Consider the following 22,666-nt stretch of genomic DNA (forward strand, 5'->3'; position numbering starts at 1 on the left):
TATAATAAATTGAAGAATATTTACTAAAGCTAACATTTTAATAGCGTGTATAATGCACTCTGATTTCGGCAAAGCGTGATAGTTATTAATGGCAACGATTCAAAGTTACTGGCAAGAATTTACAGCAAATACAGAACGGGTTTTGTTTCTACAAGGTCCCGTAGGGCCCTTTTTTGCGCGTTTAAGTGAGTACTTAGAAGAAAACCACGCAATGACGGCCTATAAGATCAACTTTAATGGTGGGGATCGTTACTATTATCCTGAAAAAGATAACAAAAGCCTCTCTTATCATGGTGGAATCGATGAGTTTAAGGCCTTTTTAAAGCAATATGTAGAGGCCAATGAGATTGATGCCATTGTCTGTTTTGGTCATCAACGTATTTACCATCAGATCGCCAAAGAGCTCTGCTTAGAGAATAAAGAGCAACGCTCATTTTGGGCATTTGAGGAAGGGTATTTACGGCCTCACTACATCACGTTTGAAAAATGGGGCGTTAATTATAACTCCCGTCTTATGCAAAAGGCGGAGTATTACCTAAGTTTACAAACATGCTTAGAAGAGCCAAAAGCACCTTTGCCGATGGCGAGTGGATTTGTGCCTAGAGCGTTACTTGCAATGCGTTATTACTATGAAATGGATAAACAAAAACAAGAGTATGCTCAATATCAACATCATCGTGAAACACAATTATCGATCTATGTAGGTGCATGGCTCTTATCAGGCTATCGGCACTTTACTTATCAGTTTCGAGAAAATCGATTTGCGCGTCTCGTGGAAAAAGGTGGGTTAGGGCGCTTTTTTATCGCACCGCTTCAGGTATATAACGATAGCCAAGTGACCGCCAATGGTCGTGGGAAGTCAGTGCCTTCATTTATTCGGCATCTGCTCTACTCGTTTGCCAAATATGCCCCTAAAGAGACGCAACTAGTCTTTAAGCATCATCCCATGGATCGGGGGTTTAATCATTATGGTGCGCTTATTAAGAAGTTGAGTAAACGCTATGGCATTGAAGGGCGGGTCCACTATCTATTTGATGTGAATCTCCCCACTTTGATGCGAGAAGCCGCCGGGATGGTAGTACTCAATAGTACCAGCGGTTTATCGGGAATGATTCATGGCATTCCGGTAAAAGCATTGGGTGAAGCGCATTATGATTTTGATGGGTTAACCGATCAACAGACCCTTGCAAAATTTTGGAAAGATCCCATGCGTCCTGATAGTAGCGCATTTAATGCCTATCGGCGTTATCTTCTCCATAAAACACAACTCAATGGCAATTTCTATCGTGATCAGAGCGGGAAGCTTCCCATTATTTTTAGTTGTGAGTGATGTACAGCAGATTGATATTATTGAAGAATATAAAATAAGTTTTCTTTGTTAAGAATCATTTAGAAAGTGATAATTTTCGGTAAGAATCGCTCTTTTTTGATATGATTCTATGGCGCTTTAGCGAAGGATAGTAAAATTAGTAAGCTAAAGGTTTGCATCATCCTTTTTCTTGGTTAAGATAAACCCCTTGTTTGATTCATCAGGTCTATAGAGCCTCATTTATGTCGGTTAAAAAACTTAAATTACAACCTCTCGCTATATGGATGATCATTATTCCCATGGTGATCTCAATTATCTATTTTAGCCTGTTTGCATCGAATCGCTATGTGAGCAATGCTCAAATTGTGGTGCGCCAAGCAGAAAGCGGGCAACAGGCAAGTATGCCGGGGCTTGCGCTGTTAATGGGGAGTGCCGATCCCGCCTCAAGAGAATATACCCTCTATCTACGCGAGCATATTTTATCGCACGATATGCTTCTATATTTAGAAGATGTCGCTGATTGGACCGAACACTACTCAGGCCATATCTTAGATCCTCTCTACTGGCTTAACCATTCCGCACCTTTAGAGAAAAAACTCAAATATTATCAAAAGATGGTGGGCGCGACCTATGATGAAACCACTGGGCTATTAAAGATTGACGTTCAAGCATTTAGCCCTGAATATTCACAAAAAGTATTACAAGAGATCCTAAAAAGTAGTGAGGTTTTTGTCAATGCAATCTCTCGAGATATGGCGCTTGAGCAGTTAGAGTTTGCCCGTAAAGAACTTCTCGCTTCCACAGAGCGCTATGAAGCGAGCAAAAATAGAATGTTGGCGTTTCAAAATCGCTACAATCTACTCGATGCAGAAGCCACTGCGGTCTCTATGGTTGGGATAGTGAGTACGCTCGAGGCAGAGATCGCTAAAGAGAATGCAAAATTGAAAGCACTTGTTGCAACGCTTGCCACCGATGCGCCACAAATACGCGCGCAAACGAATAAAATCAAGGCACTTGAAGAGCAATTAGCCTCTGAAAAGGGGCGGATTACCTCCCTTGAATCCTTAGATGATCCCCTTAATGTGATTGCCTCTGAATATCGTAAGCTTCAAGTGGATACGTTGGTAGCCGAAGAATTTTATAAAACAAGTCTGGCGGTTGTGGAAAATGCTAAATTAGAAACCACAAAAAATCTACGCAATTTAGTGGCTGTCGTGGAGCCAAATTTACCAGAATATCCACTCTATCCAAGACATCTTTATAATCTAATCACAATCTTTATCGCACTTTGCCTCTTATATGGCATTACTCGATTTGTGATTGCATCTATTGAGGATCACCGTGAATAACCGATCAAAAAAACGTATGATTCGACTCCTTGCCTCATTTACCGCACTCATTACTTTAAGCAGTTGTAGCAGTGTTTTTTCAGGTGCTGGGCCTAGCAAAAATCGCATTGTGTCACAAGCCTCTTCTGAAAAGCAGGATTACACGTTAGTTACGCTCTCTGCTGAGAATATTATTCCCTATATGCGTCCCGCCGAACCAAGACTAAAACCGGAAGTGACGCGAACATCTATCCCAGAATTAAGACTCTCATCGGGGGATGTGCTTCGAGTCATGATCTCCGATAGTGCGGAGGAAGGCGGGTTATTTGCCCCGCTTGCTGGTGGAGGAACCGTCTTTGATAAGGTGCGGATTAATGCGAAAGGCGCAATTTCATTACCCTATGCTGGGAATATTAAAGTCGCGGGGTTGAGCGTCGATCAAGCAGAAAAAGCGATTCGTGATCAAGTTAAACGTTATACGCTCGATCCTCAAGTCTTTGTCTCTTTAGTTGGGGATCTCGGTGGTTCGGTGTTAGTGGCAGGAGATGTCAATAGCCCAGGCCGATTTTCAACGTTGGAAGGACCTTTAACCGTTTTAGATGCGATCAATCAAGCAGGCGGGCCGAAGCTCGAGCCATATCTGGTGGATGTTGTCGTGCGTAATGGGAAGTCTGCGGATCGTTATAATTATCAAGACTTACTCAATGGATTAAACTTTGCCGTTGCCCCTAATGCAGAGATTGTCTTAGAGCGTGCTCGTAAACGTTTTGTTGCGATGGGCGCAGTGAATCAGCCAGGATTGCATGATTTCCCCTCACAATCTCCGAGTCTTTTAGAGGTATTGGGTAGCGTCGGTGGTTTAAGCGAACAAAAAGCCGATGCTCGCGGTGTCTTTATCTTTAGATTGCCTGAAACGATCGCCTATGATAAAACACTCGCGCGGGTGACCTCTAAGGAAAAGCCGCTCGTCTTCCATCTCGATATGCGTGATCCCACATCGATGTTTTTAGCACGGCAATTCCTCATTCATCCAGAAGATGCCGTATATGTGACAAATGCGCATGTCTACGAGTTCCAAAAAATGATTTCACCCATTATTCAAGTACTCGTCTTGGGTAAAACAATCGATAATCTATAACGTTATGGCTGTTAAGAAACGCTCTTCACTCCAAATTATGCGCGATGTCATCTTCGCCTTAGTCCTGCGCGAGATGTTGACCCGCTTTGGTAGCCGACGTATGGGGGCATTTTGGATGCTCTTTGAGCCTGCCGCTCATGTGGGCGCTATGATGTTTATCTTTACTGTTATTCGTGCTCGTCATGTACCCGGGATGGATTTCCCCGTCTTTTTCTTAACGGGCATGATTCCTTTTTTCTTAATGCGTAATCTTGCAATTCAATTAATGAGCGCGGTGGATGCCAATAAAGCGCTCTTTGCCTATCCCAATATTAAGATCTTTGATACTTATATTGCCCGGGTTATTGTTGAGTTTATTATCTCAACGTGTATCTATGGCATTTTTATCTTCATTTTAGGGTTTTGGGCCGGGTATGATGTCTCTATCGCCTATCCTGTTGAGTGGGTCTACTCCATCTTTATTGGCATTCTCTTTTCCTTTGGACTCGGTATTATGCTTTCTGTATTGGTGCAAGTGATGCCCAATATGAAGTCGATGGTTCGTCTTCTCTTTATGCCACTCTATTTTATCTCCGGGGTAATTTTTCCGCTCTGGATCATTCCGGAACGTTATCTGCACTGGGTATTGTGGAATCCTTATGCCCATATTGTGAGTAATATCCGTTCTGCTGTCTTTACCTCATATCCCGATATTCCGGGCGTTTCGCAAACCTACCCATTAACTTGCACCATTATCTTTCTCTTTATAGGAATTGGCCTCTATCGTGTACGACGAGACCAATTATTAATGCGATGATCGAAGTTAAGAATCTCACAAAATCCTATCTGCATCATAAGGGCGGGCGGAAATATGTATTTAGGGATCTCTCATTTACGATCCCAACCGATCGAAATGTGGCCATCATTGGAAGAAATGGCGCCGGCAAATCAACGCTAATGAATCTACTGGCTAAAGTGGATACGCCCGATAGTGGCGAGATTATTACGGATAAATCGATCTCATGGCCCGTTGGGTTATCCGGTGGTTTTCAAGGCTCATTATCTGCACGAGAAAATGTAAAGTTTATTGCACGCACCCAAGGCTTTCGCGGAGATGCACTGCGGGAAAAGGTTCGTTTTGTAGAGGCATTTGCAGAAATTGAGGAATACTTTGATCTCCCCGTCAAAACCTATTCATCAGGCATGCGCGGGCGGGTAGCATTCGGCTTGAGCCTTGCTTTTGAGTTTGATTACTATCTCGTCGATGAGGCGATGTCCGTAGGGGATGCTCACTTTAAGAAAAAGGCAAGCGATGCCTTTAAGGACAAAGTGGGGAAAGCAAACATTATCTTAGTCACCCATGGAATGACCCAAGTACGCACAATGTGTGATCTTGTGTTAGTGCTCGATGGCGGAAAAGCGACACTTTATGATGATATAGAAGAGGGCATAAAAGTTTATCAAAACTTATAGATAGGCTTGCAATATAACGGAATAAGAGTATTGTTATAGCGCTGATTATTAATAGATAGATATAAAAGAATAGTTGATAGAGATTGGTGAAAATGATTGATCAAAAATATATAGAAATTGTTCGAGAAACGGTTGACGCACAAGTTGAGACATTGTCGAGATGGAAAGAAAAATTAAATGGTGAAGTTGTTCATGCAATCAATACCATTTTAGCGTGCGAAGGACGCGTAATCATCTCGGGAGTTGGAAAATCAGGTTTAATTGGTAAAAAAATTGTTGCAACGCTCGCATCTACTGGTACCCCCAGTTTTTTTATTCATCCAACAGAAGCATTCCATGGGGATTTAGGGATGATTAAATCATCCGATGTGTTAATTCTCATCTCTTATAGCGGTGAAACGGATGAGGTTAATAAATTAATTCCTAGCTTAAAAAGCTTTGGTAATAAAATCATTGCAATTACAGGGAAAGCAGAATCTACACTAGCGATCCATTCAGATGTTTTTTTAGATATCGGTGTTGAAAGAGAAATTTGCCCTAATAATCTAGCACCAACATCCTCTACATTAGTTACTCTTGCATTAGGGGATGCTTTGGCAGTGGCTTTAATGAAAGCCAGAGATTTTAAACCAGAAGACTTTGCTAAATTTCATCCTGGTGGAAGTCTTGGACGAAAATTATTATGTAAAGTCGAGGATGAAATGCAAAGTGAGGTATTACCATTTGTATTGCCTCAAGATACATTATCTAAGTGTCTATTAAAAATGACGGCCTCTAAAGCAGGTGTGGCTCTTGTAGGGAAGACTGAGCACCTTCAAGGGATTATTACCGATGGTGATATTCGCAGAGCCTTATTATCTAATAATATGGATACCTCATTGGAGGCTCAAGAAATTATGACTAAGGCGCCACATACAATTTCTAAAAATGAGTATCTAGTAAAAGCGGAAGAATATCTTAAAAACAATAAAATTCATACGCTAGTTGTATTAGATGAAGATAATCATGTCGTTGGACTATTTGAACAATCAATTTAAGGGGGGATAATAATGCTTACAATTAAGAATATTCAGGTAGGTAATAATTTACCTTTTGTATTATTTGGAGGAATTAACGTTTTAGAGTCACTCGATTCAACGTTAAAAGCCTGTGAAGAATATGTAAAAATTACACATGAATTAAACATTCCTCTTGTATTCAAAGGTTCTTTTGATAAAGCAAATCGTTCATCTATTCATTCATATCGAGGCGTTGGTCTTGATGAAGGAATGAAGATTTTCCAAGCCGTTAAAGATGAGTTTAATGTGCCTGTCATCACTGATATTCATGAGCCCTATCAAGCAGAACCTGTTGCAGAAGTTGCCGATGTATTACAGCTACCGGCATTTTTAGCACGACAAACAGATTTAGTTGTTGCGATGGCTAAAACAGGCAAACCGATTAATGTAAAAAAGCCCCAATTTTTAAGTCCGTCACAAACTGTAAATATTATTGAGAAGTTTAAGGAGGCGGGTAATGAACAAATCATTCTTTGTGATCGTGGGACCTGTTTTGGCTACGATAATTTAGTCGTAGATATGCTAGGCTTCGGTGTTATGAAGAGGGTTAGTAATAATGCTCCAATTATTTTTGATGTTACCCATGCATTACAACAGCGCAACCCATTAGAGAAAGCATCAGGGGGACGTAGAGAACAAGTATTAGATCTCGCTCTTTCAGGCATGGCGACACGTTTAGCAGGACTGTTTTTAGAAGCCCATCCTAATCCTGATGAAGCAAAGTGTGATGGGCCTAGTGCATTACCATTATCACTCTTAAAGCCTTTTTTAGAAAGAGTTAAAGCGGTGGATGAGGTGGTCAAATCATTCCCAGTTTTAGAGATAAAATAGGAAGCGCTATGTCATTAAAAACAGTTATTATAATTCCTGCTCGATATCAGTCTTCTAGATTGCCCGGAAAGCCTTTAATCGACATTAATGGAAAGCCAATGATTCAGCATGTCGTCGAGGCGGCTCATAAAGTAAAAGGTGTTGATGAAGTCTATGTGGCAACAGATGATCAAAGAATATTAGAGGTAGTCGAAGGACTTGGTTATAAAGCCTTGATGACAGATAAAAATCATCCATCAGGTACTGATCGCTTAATAGAAGTTTCTCAAAAGATAAAAGCAGATATCTATATTAATTTACAAGGTGATGAGCCACTGATTAATGTAGAGGATGTGGGTAAGTTAGTTACATTAATAAAAAACAACCCAAAAATTGATTGTGCTTCAATGTGTCACCCAATTACAGAGGAAGAGGCAAACAACCCAAACTCAGTAAAAGTCGTTTTGGGTAAGGGCAAGAAAGCACTTTATTTCAGTCGCTCTAGAATTCCTTATAAACGTGAAGAAACGGCGCTCCCATATTATAAGCATATTGGGGTTTATGCCTATCGCTCAAACCTACTAGCCGATTATCCAAAGGTGGAAAATAACTCATTGGAGTTAACAGAATCTCTTGAGCAACTTCGCCTGTTATCTAACGATGTAGATATTTATATGATGGAAGTTGAGTTTGCTTATCCAGGTGTTGATACAAAAGATGGGTTATTGATGGTAAAAAAAATAATGCAAAGTAGAGAGGATAACAATGAGTAAAGTGTCGAAATTCTTTTTTAGTCCCAGATTGTTTTTTTATGATGCATGGAAAAATTTTAACAGACGTTTGTTGTTAAAGAAATCTATTAATAAGACACTTTATTTTTATCGTTTTAATGACTGGAAGAAAACATTTATTAAAGATTTTTTTGTAGAAAGTCATATTGAGTTTTTCCCTTTTAAAATGACCGCTTCAGAGTTTAGTAATAAGTATGAATCTAAAGTTTTAAAAAATAGTAATGTTGAGATTTTAGTATGGGGAATGAATGCTCCTAGTTACCTTATACGTTTTTGTAGAAGAAATAATATTCCATTAAAATACGTAGAAGATGGTTTTATTCGTTCCATTGGTCTAGGAGCCGAACATACAATACCTTTATCTATGGCAATTGATAGTCAGACACTATATTTTAATGCTCAGAAAACATCGGATTTAGAAGAAATCTTATTAACATATGATTTTGATAGTGATTTTGAGTTATTAGAAAGAGCCCGTACGATGATGAAACGTTTATTGGAGACGGGGATTAGCAAATATAATCAGGGACAGGCAATAGATATTGAAGAGATTTACGGAGAAAAAAATACAAAACGAGTTTTAGTGATTGGACAAGTTGAGGATGATGCATCTATTAAATATGGGTGTACCCGAAGTTTAACAAATAATGATTTAGTGCGTATTGCTTATATTGAAAACCCCAATGCTCAGATAATTTATAAGCCACATCCAGATGTGTTGCATCAAAAGCGAAAAATGCAATCAAACCCTAAAGATGTGATGCATATTTGTAACGTTTTGGAAGAAGATATATCTTTATCTCAATCATTTGAAACTATAGATCATGTTTATACAATTACTTCTTTAGCAGGTTTTGAGGCTTTATTAAGAGGAATTAAAGTCACGACACTGGGATGCCCTTTTTATTCAGGGTGGGGGTTAACAGATGATCGTCAAGAGAATGTTAGGCGAACAAGGGCGTTAACGCTGGAAGAGGTGTTTGCTGGCGCATATTTACTGTATCCTATTTACTTTGATCCAATTTATAAAGTACGAGTTCGTCCAGAAGAAGCATTAGAGCGATTGATTAGTTTAAAAAATGATACTTTACTAAATACGCCTGTTCAGGCGGAGCCAGTGGAAATTCCAGCTATTAATAAGACACTTTATTTTTATCGTTTTAATGACTGGAAGAAAACATTTATTAAAGATTTTTTTGTAGAAAGTCATATTGAGTTTTTCCCTTTTAAAATGACCGCTTCAGAGTTTAGTAATAAGTATGAATCTAAAGTTTTAAAAAATAGTAATGTTGAGATTTTAGTATGGGGAATGAATGCTCCTAGTTACCTTATACGTTTTTGTAGAAGAAATAATATTCCATTAAAATACGTAGAAGATGGTTTTATTCGTTCCATTGGTCTAGGAGCCGAACATACAATACCTTTATCTATGGCAATTGATAGTCAGACACTATATTTTAATGCTCAGAAAACATCGGATTTAGAAGAAATCTTATTAACATATGATTTTGATAGTGATTTTGAGTTATTAGAAAGAGCCCGTACGATGATGAAACGTTTATTGGAGACGGGGATTAGCAAATATAATCAGGGACAGGCAATAGATATTGAAGAGATTTACGGAGAAAAAAATACAAAACGAGTTTTAGTGATTGGACAAGTTGAGGATGATGCATCTATTAAATATGGGTGTACCCGAAGTTTAACAAATAATGATTTAGTGCGTATTGCTTATATTGAAAACCCCAATGCTCAGATAATTTATAAGCCACATCCAGATGTGTTGCATCAAAAGCGAAAAATGCAATCAAACCCTAAAGATGTGATGCATATTTGTAACGTTTTGGAAGAAGATATATCTTTATCTCAATCATTTGAAACTATAGATCATGTTTATACAATTACTTCTTTAGCAGGTTTTGAGGCTTTATTAAGAGGAATTAAAGTCACGACACTGGGATGCCCTTTTTATTCAGGGTGGGGGTTAACAGATGATCGTCAAGAGAATGTTAGGCGAACAAGGGCGTTAACGCTGGAAGAGGTGTTTGCTGGCGCATATTTACTGTATCCTATTTACTTTGATCCAATTTATAAAGTACGAGTTCGTCCAGAAGAAGCATTAGAGCGATTGATTAGTTTAAAAAATGATACTTTACTAAATACGCCTGTTCAGGCGGAGCCAGTGGAAATTCCAGCTATTAATAAGACACTTTATTTTTATCGTTTTAATGACTGGAAGAAAACATTTATTAAAGATTTTTTTGTAGAAAGTCATATTGAGTTTTTCCCTTTTAAAATGACCGCTTCAGAGTTTAGTAATAAGTATGAATCTAAAGTTTTAAAAAATAGTAATGTTGAGATTTTAGTATGGGGAATGAATGCTCCTAGTTACCTTATACGTTTTTGTAGAAGAAATAATATTCCATTAAAATACGTAGAAGATGGTTTTATTCGTTCCATTGGTCTAGGAGCCGAACATACAATACCTTTATCTATGGCAATTGATAGTCAGACACTATATTTTAATGCTCAGAAAACATCGGATTTAGAAGAAATCTTATTAACATATGATTTTGATAGTGATTTTGAGTTATTAGAAAGAGCCCGTACGATGATGAAACGTTTATTGGAGACGGGGATTAGCAAATATAATCAGGGACAGGCAATAGATATTGAAGAGATTTACGGAGAAAAAAATACAAAACGAGTTTTAGTGATTGGACAAGTTGAGGATGATGCATCTATTAAATATGGGTGTACCCGAAGTTTAACAAATAATGATTTAGTGCGTATTGCTTATATTGAAAACCCCAATGCTCAGATAATTTATAAGCCACATCCAGATGTGTTGCATCAAAAGCGAAAAATGCAATCAAACCCTAAAGATGTGATGCATATTTGTAACGTTTTGGAAGAAGATATATCTTTATCTCAATCATTTGAAACTATAGATCATGTTTATACAATTACTTCTTTAGCAGGTTTTGAGGCTTTATTAAGAGGAATTAAAGTCACGACACTGGGATGCCCTTTTTATTCAGGGTGGGGGTTAACAGATGATCGTCAAGAGAATGTTAGGCGAACAAGGGCGTTAACGCTGGAAGAGGTGTTTGCTGGCGCATATTTACTGTATCCTATTTACTTTGATCCAATTTATAAAGTACGAGTTCGTCCAGAAGAAGCATTAGAGCGATTGATTAGTTTAAAAAATGATACTTTACTAAATACGCCTGTTCAGGCGGAGAGTAATATCGATGTAGACACGATTGATATAAAAGACCATTTTATATTACTAAATCGAAATAGCATGCCTAAAAATTATTGTTATCAATATAAATTCGACTAGGTGATTTTGTGTAACATACAAATATATATGAGGGTATAGGAATGGAGATCGGTAACTTTAAGATAAAAGGAAATATATCAGATAACCATTTTTCAGTTTCTACTATAGAAACTAAGGGGTTAAATGAAATACATTTTTGGAGGAAATCTGAAAATAACACCTTGATAATTGAGGAAGGTTGTAGTTTTAACAAATTAAAAATTGTTTTTAAAGGTAATAATAACAAATTGATTATTGGTGCTAATGTTCGTTGGACTGGTCATATACTAGTTGTCGGGAACAACCGTCTAGTTACTATTGGGGAGGGGACTACCGCGCAAGGAGTATATATTTTAAGTAGAGATGAAGACGTGATTATTGGGAAAAATTGTATGTTTTCTAGGGAAATTGAAATCAGATCCACAGACGTGCATAAAATTTATGATTTAGATACAGGAGAAAGAATTAATCCTGCAAAAAAAGTTATTATTGGAGATAACGTATGGATCGGAGCAAGAGTTATAGTCTCTAAAGGAGCAAATATTCCCAATGGGTGTGTTATAGGTGCATCATCATTTGTTAATAAAAAATTTGAGACATGTAATGTCATCATTGCAGGAACACCTGCGAAAGTAGTTAAAAATAATATAATATGGGAAAGGTAAGTTTTATTAAATTAAATGGTGTAAAAAACAAGCTTAAAAAATTTTTTAATAATCCTAAACAATATTTTTATGACGGATTGCAAAGGTTTTTGAACAAACGATTTAGTAATGCGTATAAAAATTGCAACAAACCAGCACTATATTTGTACCACTTTAGTTACTGGAAAAGAGATTTTTTACAAGATTGGTATCCTAATAATTCTTTAGAATTCTTGCCATTTTATCTATCAGAAAAAAAATTTTTACGGGTTTTTGCTTCAAAAATCTTAAAAGATTCAGGGGATGGATTTTTAATCTGGGGAATGAATGCTCCAGATTACTTATTAAAGTTTTTATTAGAAAATAATATTCCATACTACTATGTTGAGGATGGCTTTTTACGCTCTAAAAAACTAGGTATAGAATATGTCGCTCCAGCATCCTTAATTTTTGACAGGACAACTCTATATTTTGATGCTACTAAAGAATCTGATCTTGAAAAAATGTTATTGAGTTATGATTTTAAAGAAGATACTCAATTATTAAAAGCTTCCAGAGCTTTAATTGATTTTTTAATAGAAAAGGGTGTTAGTAAATATAATCAAGGGATTAATAGCGGTGTTGATTTAATATACGGTGAAAAGTCTCAAAAACGGGTATTAGTCCTTGGACAAGTTGAGCATGATGCATCCATAAAGTATGGATGTATAGAACCAATTACTAATCAGCAATTGCTGGAAGTGGCGATAACAGAAAATCCTAACGCTCAAATTATTTACAAGCCTCATCCAGACGTGTTGAAAAAAAATAAACAGTTTTCTAGTGGTAGTTTAGCTAACAATATTACAATTTTGACTGAAAATATCGCATTATCAGAAGCATTTAAAACTATAGATCATGTATATACGATTACATCTTTGTCAGGACTTGAGGCACTCATGAGAGATATTAAAGTTACTACCTTAGGCTGCCCTTTTTATTCCGGTTGGGGATTAACGGATGATAGGCAAATTAATGACCGTAGAGATAGGCAATTATCAATAGAAGAGTTAGTGGCTGTGGCATATATACTTTATCCGAAGTATTTTCATCCTTATATGAAAGAATATACAACTGCCGAAAAAATAGCACATTTTTTATATAGTTGTTAATTATGTTTAATAGAGTAAAATTCTCTAGTTATAAGCTGTGGTTGAATAGAAAATATTTATCATTATTTCAATTAGCTGGTATTATTGGCTGGGGCAACAAACCCAATACGGCTAAAGCTCGGGCGTATGCTAAAAAACACCATCTTCCATATATCTCTTTGGAAGATGGCTTTCTGCGTTCGGTGGGATTGGGGGTGGAAGGGTATCCGCCACTGTCGCTTGTGGTGGATGATCTGGGGATCTATTATGATGCCTCGAAACCGTCGCGCCTTGAAAATTTAATATTAGATAATGGTGCGTTAGAGCCATTTTTAGAGGATGCAAAGCGGGCGATCGCGCTCATTACAGAGCATCATCTTTCTAAATATAATCATGTTAAAGCAGGGTGGCCAGCGCATCTTGAAATAGATGAGAGTAAAAAACAGGTTTTAGTGATTGATCAAACTGCCGGTGATATGGCGCTCGTTTATGGCGGTGTGACACCGGAAACGTTTGAGGCAATGCTCACCGCCGCAAAAGCGGAAAATCCGGAGGCTGATATCTGGGTGAAAATTCATCCGGATGTATTAGCGGGAAAGAAAAAAGGGCATCTGACGGGGCTGTTGGATGGGGATAATATCCGAATATTATCTGAGAATATTAATCCAATCTCGCTATTGGAAAAGATGGATCGGGTCTACACGGCAACCTCACAAATGGGGTTTGAGGCATTAATGCTTGGTAAAGAGGTGGTGACATTTGGGCTCTCTTGGTATGCCGGATGGGGGATTACCGATGATCGTCATGCTAAGATTCAGGCGTTACAGCAGGCGGAAAGGCGTAAGGATCGAACATTGGAAGAGCTCTTTGCCGCCGCTTATTTGCGCTATTGCCGTTACCTAAATCCTTTTACGAAAGAGCGAGGCGATATTTTTGATCTGCTTAAATACTTTGTCATGGCGAAAGAGCGAGCCATCTTGCTTGAAGGTGAGATTTTATGCGTCGGGCTCTCTTGGTGGAAAAAGCGCATCATAAAGCCATTTCTTACAACGTATAATAATAAGGTTCACTTTTTTAAGACGCTTAAAGCCTGTGAGCTTTATTCTCAAAACCATCCTAAGCCCAACGAGCTAAAAGTGATGATCTGGGGGCAGAAGTATCCGCAGGTTGCGAAGTGGGCAACGGAGGTGGGAATCCCACTTTTACGCATGGAAGATGGGTTTATTCGGTCAGTTGGATTGGGGTCTAATCTGGTGCCTCCATTGTCGCTTGTGATTGATGATCGTGGGATCTATTTTGATGCTCGTACGCCATCTCGTTTAGAAGATCTATTGCAACACCACAGCTTCAATGATGCAGAATTAGAGATGGCCGATTGTTTAATCAGCAATCTTATTGAGAAACATATTGGTAAATACAATGTGGGCAGTGGGGGGGTTACGTTGCCAAACCCTCGGCCTGAGACGGTTATTTTAATTCCTGGGCAAGTGGAAGAGGATGCCTCAATTCGATTTGGTTCAGAAAGGATTAAAACCAATCTCGAGCTTGTCCAAGCGGTGCGTAAGGAAAATCCGAAAGCCTATCTTATCTATAAACCCCATCCAGATGTTGTCAGCGGGAATCGTAAAGCGATTACGACGATTGAAGATGCGAGAAAATATGTGGATGATGTGGTGATTCATGCGGATATTCTGAGCTGTATTCAAGCGGTGGATGAGGTACATACGATGACATCTCTCTCTGGATTTGAAGCATTGTTACGTAAAAAGAAGGTGACCTGTTATGGAGCACCATTTTATTCTGGCTGGGGATTAACGACGGATAAACAGCTCGTTAATCGGCGTACGCGAACCCTCACATTAGCGGAATTAGTCGCTGGTAGTATGCTTTTATATCCTACTTATATTAATCCTGAAACGGGAGAATTAATGGATGCATTAACGGCGTTAACCATTTTGGAGGCGATGCGTAAAGAGCGCCATTCTGAGATTAAAACCCATTGGTTAGAGCGAAAGTGGAATCAATTACGAGCACTCTATCGAGTATATCGGCATTCGCGATAAGCATTTTATGCCTGTCAATCAGGCTTAGAGACATCCTCTAATAATCTAGTAATCTTATTCTTAACCGTTTGCAAATCGTCATCATCGTATCGAATCGCTAAGTAGATAATGCCGGCTTTTTCTAGGGTGATTCGTTTAACTTCATCGCGAACTTTATAGTTACCTCGATAATGGCCTTGTCCGTGATATTCGATAGCGATGATAGGGTTAAAGCGCTGATTGACGATTAAGAAATCCACTCGTTTAGAATTAATAATGTTAAAAGCGCTAATATTTTTATTTTTCGCCTTAATGATTTCTCCCAGACTGACTTGCGGGTAGATAAAGAAATCACTTTTTAAATACTTCTGGAGTTCGTTAAATACACGTATCTCGCTGTGATTTAGTAGATTAACGCGATAAAAATCTGAGTTGTGAGCGATATCGATAGACTTATTCTCAACGGATGGGTTTCTATTAAGCGGTGGGATTGGAGGCGTTCGATGTTGTGACGATTCTTCAATCGATTTTTTCATCTCATTGAGCGTATTCTCAATAAATGTTTTTACCTCTTTTATCGTTTCTGGTCGTTTTATAACAATGGCTGCAGCGATCGCTAGCAAAATAACAATTATTAAACTCATTCTTAATCTCTTACTATTAAAAGTCATATGTATGGTATGGGTTTGCGGATCGCTTTACAACCGCGTTCAGGCAAATGGGACTTAAGATGAGATGAAGTTCTCTATTTCATTATAGGTATGATAGCCATTTCTATATATTATGTTAAATTATTGAGATGGCACTATAGACATCGTTAACTATCAGAGTAGACAGATCAGATTTCCTCTTGTTCTATTTGTATTACCTATGCCCCACGGCTTTGGATTCGTTTTCAAGATTAGTGCATAATCCATTCGCTAAAACTTCTCAACCAGAAAAAATAACTAATGACTATATTCAGAAAGGTTTCAAAAAATTCTTACTAATCTGACTAATCCATTATGATTAGTCAGCGTTTATTTGAGCTTGACGGAGAGCTTACTAAGATCTCTTAATCCTGAGATAAAAAACCTCCCAAATTCTGCATAATTCCTACGGCGGATACTACACTTGTACTAATAAAGGTTATTAAGGTGATCCATAGAGCTCAGTTGGCATGCTTTTATAGAATGATTAAAAATAGCTCTAAAGGATGAGTGATTGTCGGATGAAAACGCAACTAACTGCAAAAAATTTGACATAGATCGGGGTTTAAATGAAAAACTGCCAATTTTTAGCGTTTTTAAGAATTTTCTACTACACTTATTTTCACCGAATGACAATAATACTTAATAATTAGATCAGCATTCGATCAACGAGATAATTGAATTAATTGCGCCGGTCATACAAGGATAATGTGTGGCCGTTCCTGTGGAAACGGAGGTTAGGAATGTATGCGTTAAAAGAGACGTTTGCGGTAAATGATAATGTGATAGACTTGCGAACTAAAATTTTAGAGAAACGAAGTGCGTTATACCGCAGAGCGAAGCCATTACTTGAGAAAAAAGGCTATCTGATTTGGAATGAAGGTGATGAACTTCATCTAATCACCTCAGTTGGTGAATTAAATGACTTTTTCTATGATTATATCCTCGAATAGCGTATTATAGAGGTCATATTAATCGAGAATCCTCGATAACAGAACATCCAAATTTCTGTTATTTATCTTTTTCCTACATGTAAATGTATGATAATTGACTCTCCTGTCTATTGTATAGATAACAGAAAAACGCCCCAGATGAGCAATCATTTGGGGCACTTTTTTGTCTGTGTTTTGGAGTTAAAGTTTGGAAAGTATTAAACGTTTAACGATTAACCACATAGCACGGAACGTACTCTTTCCCGGGGAGTTTCATGCGCTGCTGATCCACAAAATCACGCAACAATTCATCCATCATCTCCATCAGTTCAGGATCGCCATGTAGTTGGAATGGCCCTTTTTCTTCAATGGCTTTTACCCCAAAATCTTTAACATTTCCTGCAACAATGCCTGAAAATGCCTGACGAAGCGATGCCGCAAGCTCTGCTTTTGGCTGATTAAGGTGAAGATTGAGTGCCGCCATATTCTCATGGGTCGGCTCAAACGGGACTTGAAAATCGGTGGTGATTTTAAGTGACCAGTTATAGCAAAATGAGTCGCCCCGGCCACGGCGATTTTCCTTCACCCGTGGCATTGCATTCTTCATTTTGCGCGCAACCTCTGCCGGATTATCAATAATAATCTCATAGAGCGCTTGTGCTTCTTTACCTAAACTGCGCTCAATAAACCGATCGAGTGTACGGAAATATTCTTCACTCTCTTTAGGGCCTGTTAAAATGACCGGCACATGAATCTTGCGGTTTTCCGGCATCAGGAGAATTCCCAAGATATAGAAAAACTCTTCCGCCGTACCAACACCACCGGGGAAAATCACAATGCCATGGCCAAGACGCACAAACGCTTCAAGGCGTTTTTCAATATCCGGCATAATGACAAGTTCATTTACTAATGGGTTTGGTGGTTCAGCTGCAATAATCGAGGTTTCTGTAATCCCGATGAAGCGCCCTTCTTTATAAGATTGTCTTGCATGGCCAACCGCTGCGCCTCGCATCGGCGCTTCCATCGCTCCCGGTCCACAACCGGTACAGATATTGAGATGACGCACACCCAGTTCTTGCCCAACTAATCGGCCATAATCATATTCTGATTGATTAATTGAGTGCCCGCCCCAACAGACCACAATGCTAGGATCTTGCGCTGCATGGAGTGCGTTGGCATTGCGTAAAATAATGAACACAATGTCGGTTAATAGCGAGCTATTGCGCACGCCATTATTACTATATGAGCGGTAACTATCGGTCGCCGCCTTTACAAATAAAATATCGCGAAGCGCTGAAAAGAGATTGCGGCGAATAACGTCGGTAAGTTCCCCATCAACAAATACCTCAGTCGGCGGATTAATAAGATGGAGTTTAATGCCCCGTTCGGTGCGCATCAATTCCACATCAAAATCTTTAAAACGATCGAAAAGCTCGCGAGGATCATCGGTTTGGCTTCCGGTATTGAGTACCGCTAACAGACAATTGCGAAAAAGTTGATACAACTCGCCATCGGCCGTACTTTTTAAAATGACGCTCTCGATGTGGGATAACAGGTCCATCGATCCCACGGGTGGGTAGATAAAACATTGATTAGAAGCAGTCAATTCTCTTCTCCTCTTGTGCATGATGCCCCAATCCTGAGGCAATTTCATCGTTCTAAACTATTTTTCGTAAAAAATCCTATGATAGCACCGATGGGCGTGTACGGGAATGCTTACATCAAATAATTACCTCGATGGAGATCAACTCAGATCGGTTTTTAATGGGTTAAATCGGGGCCTTATCGGATTTAAGGCGAATGACTAAATATTCCGACTCAGTGCCAATACGGATTTTTGCGCCCCAAATGCCAATCCCAGAGCTAACGATAAAGGTACTATTATTGATCGTTTTCATCCCGTGAGTGAGATGATAGATTTTCTCGGTAAGCCATGAATAAGGCCAAATTTGCCCGCGATGAGTATGGCCAGAAAGTTGCAGTGTAATCGGGTGTTTCGCGACTTCCTCTACGCCAAATGGTTGATGATCCATCACAATAATCGGCTTATCGATATGATCCGGTAACAGTTCTTCTAAACGATGTCTTTCATAATGGGTTCGATCATCGCGCCCGATGAGATAGAGCTCATCATTAATGATCGTCCCTTCATCAATTAAAAGCTGTATGCCGAGCGCTTGTAAAAAGGCAATATTGGCCGTTCGCGACTCAATATATTCATGATTTCCCAATACGCCGTAGACGCCAAAACGGCTCTCGATTCGATCAAATTCGGCTTTAATGGCATTAAAATCGATTGAATGAAGGGAGTGATCAATAATATCGCCAAGAAGCAGCACAAAATCAGGATTTTCTTGATTAATGAGATCGACCCATTCGGCAAGCTCGTCCGCCTTCACCAAGTGCCCCAAATGCAGATCGCTCAGCGCCACAATCGTGTATGTTTCTGTAAGGTCTTTTTCGGTAATAACGCTATATTCCACCCGCTTTTTCTGGTGATATTGGTGATTGCCATACAGGGTTAAACCGATCATACATCCCGCTACTAGGATAAAAACCCCGAGATTTCCTTCCTTACCGATCCAGCTTTTCAGCGTGCGAGGATGAATCCAGCCGGTAAAATGATTGCAAATGCGAAAGAGATCCCAACAAATGGTGAGTAGCAAAACATAAACCATCATAATGATCCAACCTGCGCCCCATTCCGATAAAATCGCCTCGACCGGATTGGGTATCACATTGGGGAAAAAGCGTGTGCTAACAATGGTAAAGGGCCATGCGAGAGTAAAGAAAACGCCCGCAATTTTAGTCAGTTTACGGAGTAATCCTTTTGGTGCGAGGTGTGCGAGCCGATACCATAAATAGATGCTCAGAAGCATTATCATCGCTAGCATAAAATAGAATACGAGCACGTCTGTTATCCTTTTTCTTAAATTACATAGACAATAAAAAACGCAGTGATCGTGATAATCCTGCGCTTTTCATTACTCTATAAGCTTAAAGATCCCACGAGCGTTTACGGCGCAATTTCGCAACCAGACGTGGCATAATCATCGAGCCAAAGATAATTCCCGAAAAGAGAATAATCGCCCCAACCGTCCACTCATTACTGCGGATGCTCTGTTTTAGCACATCATGTTTTTGCTGAAGCGCTTTTAAATCCACATCGAGCTGATGATTCTCTTTGGTGAGTACTTTATTTTGCTCATCGATTTTAAAGATGCTCTCCGAGGTTTTCATAATCTCGGTAATCCGGCTCTCAAGCTGCTCTTGGGCGGTTTTACTCTCTGCAAGCTCACTTTCGAGAGTTTTAATAATGCTCTCTTGCTCGGTGATTTTTGTTTTATAAGTTTCTACCGCTTTTAAATCTTCGCGCGCTTTTTCAACAAGATCGCGAGCCACGGGCTCATCCATTAAAAAACGTTGATGCATCCAGCCAGTCACCCCGCCTGAATAGCGGATTTGTACAAATTGCCCACGGCGAGAAACCTCTTCCACCGGCGTTCCTGAATCGAGCATTTTTTGAATACGGAAACTATCGCCTGATCCTGCACGCACGGGCGCTTCAAGTTGATCACTCACATAGAGCTGTTTTGCTTCTGCGCCGACAACAAGTACCATCGCCAAAGTGATCATGCTAATCAATCGTTTCATATCCCATCCTATTTGTTTCGATTCGGTGAAAATTGTTTAGAAGAATTTCGATATTATACACATAAATTTTGCAATAACCTATGGTTATGCGCCCTTTTTCACCCCAAACTTGAGAAAAATCCGCATAAAAAAGAGCGATCCCAATCCGTTTGATTGACGAATCTAGAATCACTCTTTTTACAGTGTGTAGAGATCTCTCTTTTAATTCTGTTCTTTCATTAAGCGGTTTAAACGAGCCACAAATGCCGATGGATCGGGAAGTTGCGCGCCCTCTAATAACAGCGCCTCTTCATAGAGAAGTTTCGCTAAATCACTCTGTTTATCGCTCTCTTTTTCCGCTTCAAAGGCTTTAACAATAAAGTGATCGGGATTGATCTCAAGCCAAGGTTTCACCTCGGGCACTTCATGGCCTGCCTCTTTTAAGAGCTTCTCAAAATGTCCGCTCAGTGCCATCTCATTACGCACTAAACAGGAGGCTGAATCGGTTAAGCGTTTTGAAATTTTCACCGACTCCACTTCATTTTTAAGCAGGGTTTCAAGCGAATCCACTAAGGATTTCTCTTCCGCGGATAGAGGTTTTTCTTCTTTGTCCGCCTCTTCTTTAGCATCATCACCATCGAGATTGATATCGCCTTTGGCAACGTTTACAAATGCTTTATCTTGATACTCGTGGAGGAAGCCCATCATCCAATCATCGACCACATCGGTCATCAGAATCACTTCAATGCCTTTTTTCTTGAAGATCTCAAGGTGCGGGCTATTTTTCGCGGTGTTGAGCGAATCGGCAGTGATGTAATAAATCTTATCTTGCCCCTCTTTCATGCGCTCAATGTATTGATCAAATGATACGGTCTGCGCATCGGTTTCCGTCGATGAGAACCGTAATAGGCTTGCGATCTTATTGCGATTGGAGAAATCCTCCCCAAAGCCCTCTTTTAATACCCGTCCAAACTGCTCCCAGAAGGTCTGATATTTCGCTTCATCTTGCGCCGCTAATGATTCAAGCATCGAGAGCGAACGGCGCGTGAGTCCTTGGCGAATCGCATCGATGGTTTTCGACGATTGTAAAATTTCGCGGGAGATATTGAGCGGTAAATCTTGCGTATCCACGACCCCTTTCATAAAGCGGAGATAGCGAGGAATCAGTTTATCTGAGCCATCCATAATGAAAACGCGCTGAACATAGAGCTGTACGCCATACTCAACATTTTGATCCCAAAGCCCCATCGGCGCAACGGATGGAAGATACAAAAGCGATGTATAGCTGTGATTGCCTTCAACGCGGTTATGCGACCATGAGAGCGGGTCTTGATAATCATGGGTGAGCGATTTATAGAACTCAACGTACTCCTCATCTTTTATTTCGGAGCGCTCCCGCTGCCAGAGCGATGTGGCTGAGTTCACCTGCTCGATCGCCACTTCCGTCTCAAATTCGCCCTCTTTTCCTTCAACCGGCACCTCTTTTTCCACCTGCATCATAATGGGATAGGCAATATGATCGGAATATTTAGTGATAATCGATTTAAGCGACCACTCATTTAAAAGATCGAGATGCTCCTCATTCATATGGAGCGTAATGGTGGTGCCGACGCTATCGCGTGTGCTATTTTCAAGGGTGAATTCGCCCTTACCTTCTGAAATCCAGCGAATGGCGTCGCTTGCCTCGGTGCCCGCTTTACGGGTTAAAACTTCTACCTTATCGGCCACAATAAATGCCGAATAGAAGCCAACGCCAAATTGCCCAATCAAATTGGACGCATTTTTCTGATCCGCTTCGAGCTTTTCAATAAAGGCTTTGGTGCCTGATTTTGCAATCGTTCCGATATTGTCGATTACATCTTGGCGATCCATCCCGATGCCGTTATCAGAGAGCGTTAAGGTTTTTGCATTTTTATCAAAGCTCAGCGAGATTTTCGCATCGCCCTGATCTTCAATTATCTTCGCATCCGTCAATCCCTCAAAACGGCGCTTATCGAGTGCGTCTGAGGCGTTTGAGATCAATTCACGTAAGAAAATTTCGCGGTTTGAATAGAGCGAATGCACCATCAAATTGAGTAGTTGGTTAACTTCCGTTTGGAACTGCATCGTCTCTCTTTGATTGGACATAATTGATGTACTCCTTATGCAATAAAATAGCTAAACTTTGGTTATTTATTTGGTTGGCATGATGGGCGTTCTTCCCTGCCTTCCGATCAAATATGGGGCGGAATTTACCGATTTCAAGCATAAAAAATAATCACTTTAGTTTTAAAATGCATTTTTTGAGAAAAATTTCCGTGCCAATTTTTGAATTACGTCACGGCATGATCATATTTAGATAGAAAAGAAAATAAATAATTCATTAAAAATCAATACAAAACAAGC

At 39.5% G+C, this 22,666-nt stretch carries 18 protein-coding genes; 13 read left to right on the forward strand and 5 right to left on the reverse strand.

Translation table 11 applies throughout. The annotated features are described in order from the left end of the window. Nucleotides 1–88: 88 nt before the first annotated feature. The 12 genes from OXI21_RS08245 to OXI21_RS08300 all read left to right on the forward strand — a co-directional run bounded on the left by OXI21_RS08245 (nucleotide 89) and on the right by OXI21_RS08300 (nucleotide 15,048). Nucleotides 89–1,330 carry a capsular biosynthesis protein gene (locus OXI21_RS08245; protein ID WP_279619090.1) on the forward strand — a complete coding sequence of 414 codons (1,242 nt, stop codon included), beginning with the start codon at nucleotides 89–91 and terminating at the stop codon, nucleotides 1,328–1,330. 221 nt (nucleotides 1,331–1,551) lie between these two features. Then, nucleotides 1,552–2,658, forward strand: coding sequence for a hypothetical protein (locus tag OXI21_RS08250; RefSeq protein ID WP_279619091.1), 1,107 nt, complete (start codon nucleotides 1,552–1,554; stop codon nucleotides 2,656–2,658). Further along, nucleotides 2,651–3,775 carry a polysaccharide biosynthesis/export family protein gene (locus OXI21_RS08255; RefSeq protein WP_279619092.1) on the forward strand — a complete coding sequence of 375 codons (1,125 nt, stop codon included), beginning with the start codon at nucleotides 2,651–2,653 and terminating at the stop codon, nucleotides 3,773–3,775. The genes OXI21_RS08250 and OXI21_RS08255 overlap by 8 nt, the downstream gene beginning before the upstream one ends. A 4-nt stretch (nucleotides 3,776–3,779) precedes the next feature. After that, the gene (locus OXI21_RS08260; protein WP_279619093.1) at nucleotides 3,780–4,571 is read left to right on the forward strand and encodes an ABC transporter permease; all 792 of its coding nucleotides are present in this window, start codon (nucleotides 3,780–3,782) and stop codon (nucleotides 4,569–4,571) included. Beyond that, a complete protein-coding gene (locus OXI21_RS08265; RefSeq protein WP_279619094.1) occupies nucleotides 4,568–5,227 on the forward strand; it encodes an ABC transporter ATP-binding protein in 660 nt (219 codons plus the stop codon). The genes OXI21_RS08260 and OXI21_RS08265 overlap by 4 nt, the downstream gene beginning before the upstream one ends. A gap of 92 nt (nucleotides 5,228–5,319) precedes the next feature. Continuing rightward, nucleotides 5,320–6,264 carry a KpsF/GutQ family sugar-phosphate isomerase gene (locus OXI21_RS08270; protein ID WP_279619095.1) on the forward strand — a complete coding sequence of 315 codons (945 nt, stop codon included), beginning with the start codon at nucleotides 5,320–5,322 and terminating at the stop codon, nucleotides 6,262–6,264. A 9-nt stretch (nucleotides 6,265–6,273) separates the two neighbouring features. Next, nucleotides 6,274–7,116 carry a 3-deoxy-8-phosphooctulonate synthase gene (kdsA, locus tag OXI21_RS08275; protein WP_347815528.1) on the forward strand — a complete coding sequence of 281 codons (843 nt, stop codon included), beginning with the start codon at nucleotides 6,274–6,276 and terminating at the stop codon, nucleotides 7,114–7,116. 8 nt (nucleotides 7,117–7,124) lie between these two features. Then, nucleotides 7,125–7,868, forward strand: coding sequence for a 3-deoxy-manno-octulosonate cytidylyltransferase (gene kdsB / locus OXI21_RS08280; protein WP_279619097.1), 744 nt, complete (start codon nucleotides 7,125–7,127; stop codon nucleotides 7,866–7,868). Beyond that, nucleotides 7,861–11,232, forward strand: coding sequence for a hypothetical protein (locus tag OXI21_RS08285; protein ID WP_279619098.1), 3,372 nt, complete (start codon nucleotides 7,861–7,863; stop codon nucleotides 11,230–11,232). Before kdsB ends, OXI21_RS08285 begins: the two co-directional genes overlap by 8 nt. 41 nt (nucleotides 11,233–11,273) lie before the next feature. Further along, on the forward strand, nucleotides 11,274–11,876 hold the full coding sequence (locus OXI21_RS08290; protein ID WP_279619099.1) for an acyltransferase: 603 nt from the start codon (nucleotides 11,274–11,276) through the stop codon (nucleotides 11,874–11,876). Next, nucleotides 11,864–13,006 (forward strand): hypothetical protein, encoded by a 1,143-nt coding sequence (locus OXI21_RS08295; protein ID WP_279619100.1) that lies wholly within the window; start codon nucleotides 11,864–11,866, stop codon nucleotides 13,004–13,006. The genes OXI21_RS08290 and OXI21_RS08295 overlap by 13 nt, the downstream gene beginning before the upstream one ends. A gap of 41 nt (nucleotides 13,007–13,047) precedes the next feature. Continuing rightward, nucleotides 13,048–15,048 (forward strand): hypothetical protein, encoded by a 2,001-nt coding sequence (locus OXI21_RS08300; protein ID WP_279619101.1) that lies wholly within the window; start codon nucleotides 13,048–13,050, stop codon nucleotides 15,046–15,048. A 14-nt stretch (nucleotides 15,049–15,062) separates the two neighbouring features. On the opposite strand, the gene OXI21_RS08305 is transcribed toward OXI21_RS08300, so the two are convergent. Beyond that, a complete protein-coding gene (locus tag OXI21_RS08305; RefSeq protein ID WP_279619102.1) occupies nucleotides 15,063–15,671 on the reverse strand; it encodes a DUF2726 domain-containing protein in 609 nt (202 codons plus the stop codon). A 788-nt stretch (nucleotides 15,672–16,459) separates the two neighbouring features. Between OXI21_RS08305 and OXI21_RS08310 the strand changes: the two genes are divergently transcribed. After that, nucleotides 16,460–16,669 carry a hypothetical protein gene (locus OXI21_RS08310; protein WP_279619103.1) on the forward strand — a complete coding sequence of 70 codons (210 nt, stop codon included), beginning with the start codon at nucleotides 16,460–16,462 and terminating at the stop codon, nucleotides 16,667–16,669. A 205-nt stretch (nucleotides 16,670–16,874) separates the two neighbouring features. On the opposite strand, the gene ppnN is transcribed toward OXI21_RS08310, so the two are convergent. From ppnN to htpG, 4 genes are all read right to left on the reverse strand, one after another. Then, complete coding sequence (gene ppnN, locus OXI21_RS08315; protein ID WP_279619104.1) at nucleotides 16,875–18,254, reverse strand: nucleotide 5'-monophosphate nucleosidase PpnN; 1,380 nt, start codon at nucleotides 18,252–18,254, stop codon at nucleotides 16,875–16,877. A gap of 163 nt (nucleotides 18,255–18,417) precedes the next feature. Then, nucleotides 18,418–19,560: a metallophosphoesterase gene (locus tag OXI21_RS08320; protein ID WP_279619105.1), complete on the reverse strand. Its 1,143-nt coding sequence runs from the start codon at nucleotides 19,558–19,560 to the stop codon at nucleotides 18,418–18,420. Between the two features lie 85 nt (nucleotides 19,561–19,645). Beyond that, nucleotides 19,646–20,302, reverse strand: coding sequence for a TIGR04211 family SH3 domain-containing protein (locus OXI21_RS08325; protein ID WP_279619106.1), 657 nt, complete (start codon nucleotides 20,300–20,302; stop codon nucleotides 19,646–19,648). A 201-nt stretch (nucleotides 20,303–20,503) separates the two neighbouring features. Then, complete coding sequence (htpG, locus tag OXI21_RS08330; RefSeq protein WP_279619107.1) at nucleotides 20,504–22,408, reverse strand: molecular chaperone HtpG; 1,905 nt, start codon at nucleotides 22,406–22,408, stop codon at nucleotides 20,504–20,506. Between the last annotated feature and the right edge of the window lie 258 nt (nucleotides 22,409–22,666).

The organism is Ignatzschineria sp. RMDPL8A (assembly GCF_029815055.1).
In the GTDB taxonomy this organism is placed as follows: Bacteria; Pseudomonadota; Gammaproteobacteria; order Cardiobacteriales; family Wohlfahrtiimonadaceae; genus CALZBJ01.

Bases quoted from the DNA above. Each gene is read 5' to 3' on its own strand.
- OXI21_RS08290 (WP_279619099.1), top strand. From the start codon at position 11,274: ATGGAGATCGGTAACTTTAAGATAAAAGGAAATATATCAGATAACCAT.
- OXI21_RS08260 (WP_279619093.1), top strand. From the start codon at position 3,780: ATGGCTGTTAAGAAACGCTCTTCACTCCAAATTATGCGCGATGTCATC.
- OXI21_RS08295 (WP_279619100.1), top strand. From the start codon at position 11,864: ATGGGAAAGGTAAGTTTTATTAAATTAAATGGTGTAAAAAACAAGCTT.
- OXI21_RS08270 (WP_279619095.1), top strand. From the start codon at position 5,320: ATGATTGATCAAAAATATATAGAAATTGTTCGAGAAACGGTTGACGCA.
- OXI21_RS08265 (WP_279619094.1), top strand. From the start codon at position 4,568: ATGATCGAAGTTAAGAATCTCACAAAATCCTATCTGCATCATAAGGGC.
- OXI21_RS08285 (WP_279619098.1), top strand. From the start codon at position 7,861: ATGAGTAAAGTGTCGAAATTCTTTTTTAGTCCCAGATTGTTTTTTTAT.
- OXI21_RS08325 (WP_279619106.1), bottom strand. From the start codon at position 20,302: ATGAAACGATTGATTAGCATGATCACTTTGGCGATGGTACTTGTTGTC.
- OXI21_RS08310 (WP_279619103.1), top strand. From the start codon at position 16,460: ATGTATGCGTTAAAAGAGACGTTTGCGGTAAATGATAATGTGATAGAC.
- OXI21_RS08305 (WP_279619102.1), bottom strand. From the start codon at position 15,671: ATGAGTTTAATAATTGTTATTTTGCTAGCGATCGCTGCAGCCATTGTT.
- OXI21_RS08250 (WP_279619091.1), top strand. From the start codon at position 1,552: ATGTCGGTTAAAAAACTTAAATTACAACCTCTCGCTATATGGATGATC.
- OXI21_RS08245 (WP_279619090.1), top strand. From the start codon at position 89: ATGGCAACGATTCAAAGTTACTGGCAAGAATTTACAGCAAATACAGAA.
- kdsB (WP_279619097.1), top strand. From the start codon at position 7,125: ATGTCATTAAAAACAGTTATTATAATTCCTGCTCGATATCAGTCTTCT.
- htpG (WP_279619107.1), bottom strand. From the start codon at position 22,408: ATGTCCAATCAAAGAGAGACGATGCAGTTCCAAACGGAAGTTAACCAA.